Source organism: Sphingobium sp. 3R8 (assembly GCF_020166615.1).
Classification (GTDB): domain Bacteria; phylum Pseudomonadota; class Alphaproteobacteria; order Sphingomonadales; family Sphingomonadaceae; genus Sphingobium; species Sphingobium bisphenolicum.
Genome location: NZ_JAIQXR010000051.1, coordinates 1 through 3,075 on the forward strand (window position 1 = coordinate 1; position 3,075 = coordinate 3,075).

At 65.4% G+C, this 3,075-nt stretch carries 1 protein-coding gene; it reads right to left on the minus strand.

The features are described from left to right. Positions 1-14 precede the first annotated feature (14 nt). On the minus strand, positions 15-3,008 hold the full coding sequence (gene traA, locus K9B33_RS22825; protein ID WP_224551408.1) for a Ti-type conjugative transfer relaxase TraA: 2,994 nt from the start codon (positions 3,006-3,008) through the stop codon (positions 15-17). Positions 3,009-3,075: the final 67 nt, after the last annotated feature.

Consider the following 3,075-nt stretch of genomic DNA (forward strand, 5'->3'; position numbering starts at 1 on the left):
TGGTCTCCTTGGGGTTAACGGCTCATGCCGCGACCGATGTCGCGTCCGTGATCGAAGGGAATGGCGGATGCGAGGTCGTGGGAGAGGCTGCGGCTTGCCTGCTGGCCGATCTCAAGCCCAAGCTCGCGGCTGCGCAGGCCCAGAACCGATTCAAGCTGGGCATCGCGCTCAAGGCTTTTCGCCATGCCCGCCATCTGCTGCGCGGCACTTTTCGCGCCCCGGAAATTGCCGTCGCGCACTAGCTCGGCATGATGACGATGCAATTGCTGCCACCCTTGCACGAACTGGTCGGCTCGGCTGTAGGGGTCCATGCGGATTTCGGTTTCCAACTGCATCGCCCGTACCGCCGCCTGACCGCGCCCCTCGGCGGCTTCGCGTACAAGCTCCGGGCTGCTGCGGAACGCGCTGTTGAGGTCCGAAGAACCTTCGGGGCGAACGGCGTCCAGAGCATCCCGCGCCCTGTCCAGCGCCTCGCGCTGGTGCGGCATGGCGTCCAGACCCTGCGCGCGGGTCTGCTGGATCGCTTGCCATGCCTTGGCGTAGCGCTCCACCGCACCGCGCACGCCGCCTGCGCGCATCGGCTGCGGATCATATTCAGGCTGGCGTTGAATGGCCCGCTCCTGCGCGGGCGGCTCGGCGTTCGGCTGAAAACCCGCAAATATGTCGCGATCCTGCTGCGGCGGGATAGTGGGCCGGAAGCTGTCGAAGATGCCGCGCGCCTTCTCGACAATCGGCCTGACGATTTCCGCGACCCGCTCGCCGAAAGTTATGCCACGCCGCTCGGCATATTCCCTTGCGGGATCGGCTCGTCTGTAATCGGTGGCCATGTCCTTGCCGCGCTCGCGCGAAAGCGTGCGAACAAGCCGGGACTGATCGCGAAAATCGTCGCGGCCGTAGTGGAGCGCCATGCCATCTCGATGGCGGGACATGGCGACATAAGCCCCATGGCGATCCATCCCCGGCGTCGCCAGCACATGCGCCCTGTCCACCGTCATGCCCTGCGCCTTGTGGATGGTGGCGGCATAGCCGTGGTCGAGGTCGCGATAGTCCTTGGTGTCGAACGATACGACACGCCCGTCATCGGTGCGGACGGACATATGGCCTTCGTCCACCTTCTCGATCGTGCCCAGCGTGCCGTTCTTCACCTCCAGGCTTCGCTCGTTGCGCAGGAACATGATGCGGTCGCCAGACGCGAATAGTCGGTCGCCGCGCTCGGTCTTCACTTGACGCTCGTCGCCTAATTCGCCCGCATCACGCATGGCCGCACGCGCCGCCTCGTTGAGGTCGCGCACCTCCGCATTGGTGTGGGTCAGGATGATGCGGCTGGCGTCTGGATCGGCCTGCCGTTCGCGTTCCCAACGCTCGACAAGGTCGCGCCGCGCATCCTCGCGTGTTTCCGCCTGATGCACCATGTACTTGTCGGCATAGGCGGCAATCGCCTCGCCGGTCCTGCCGGTGGCCAGATGTCGGGTAGCATCCTGCTGCCATCCTTCATGCTGGCGGCGAACCTGTGTGATCTCTACGCCGCCATTGCGCTCATGGATCGCGCGGAACGCCGCGCCCGCCTCGATCGACTGCAATTGCTGCGGATCGCCGACGAGGACTACCTTTGCCCCAACATCGGCGGCATGGGACAGCACGCGCTCCATCTGGCGCGTGCCGACCATGCCCGCCTCGTCGATCACCAGCACGTCGCGGGGACCGAGCAAATCGCGGCCCTGTGCCCAGCCATGTTCCATACTGGCGATGGTGCGTGACGCGATGCCGGAACCATTCTCCAGTCCCTCGGCGGCGATGCCCGCAAGCGCTGCGCCGCGCACGTTGAGGCCCGCGCCTTCCCACACGTCGCGCGCCACGCCTAGCATGGCGCTTTTGCCCGTCCCGGCATAACCCAGCACCAGTGACAATCCGCGCTCTCCGGTTATATGGCGCAACGCGGATTCTTGCTCTGCTCCCAGGGCAAGACCCGCACTCTCGGCGGCACGAATGGCGTAGGTCGTCGCCGCCGAGTGACCATCGCTCCGCTCCATCGCAAGCCTGTCCGCCGCACGGCTCATCCGCTGCTCGGTCTCGATCATCTCGCGCGACGTGAACCGGCCATCGCCGCGCCCGTCCTTGCCCAGCGCGATCAAGGCCGGCGAATTACGAACCGCGCGCATGGCAGCGTTGAACTGCTCCTGCCCGTCGCTATGCCGGTGGATGAACATCGCCATATCGCGGTTGGTGAATGTCGCCTGCTGGTGGGTGATGGCATTAAGCGCGATGCCCGGATCGGCGATGATGCGCTCGCCATTCTCCCGTGCGATCTCGCGGTGCAATTCGGCGCGGTCGGCTTCGAGCCCCTGGGCTTCCATCCGGTGCGCGGGGCCGCCGATCTTGCTCTGCGGTTCGAGGTCGATGCCCTGATCGGCAAGGCTGCGGCGGTCTATGCGCGCGTCGATGTCGAGTTCGGCCAGCCGCGTGTTGACGTGGGTCTCCCAGCGTTCGCGCCAGCGCTCAACATTCTCATGATCGTTCCACTCGCGCACCTTCGCCCCGAAGCCAGCGGTGCCGTCCTCGCGCTGCACAACCTCCCGCATGGTGAGCATGACATGGGCGTGGGGCTTGGGCTGGCCGTCCGCGCCAATGTCCCAATGCACATTGAGGTCGGCGATCATGCCGCGATCTACAAACTCGGTGGACACGAAATCGCGGGCCAGTTCTATGCCCTGCGCCTTGGTCATTTCGCGTGGAATGGCGAACTCGACCTCACGGGCAAGCTGGGCGTCCTTGCGCTTCTCGAATGCCTCGACATCGTTCCAGAGGCGCTCGCGGTCGCGCCATTGTTCCGGCGCACCTTCGGGCAACATGATTTCGCTATGCTCGACGCCGGAGCGGGCGCGGAAATCTTGGGGCCGGTCGAGGCGCTCGTCGTGCAGGCGCTCGCCCGCACGATAGGCGGCAGCGGAGACGGCGGAACGGCCCGCCGCGCGACTGATGACTTGAACGGAGAAATGGAAGATCGCCATGACGATCGTCCATCTACTATGCCCAAGCGCACGTCGGAACGACGTATAAGCGCGCCCTTCTCGAAAA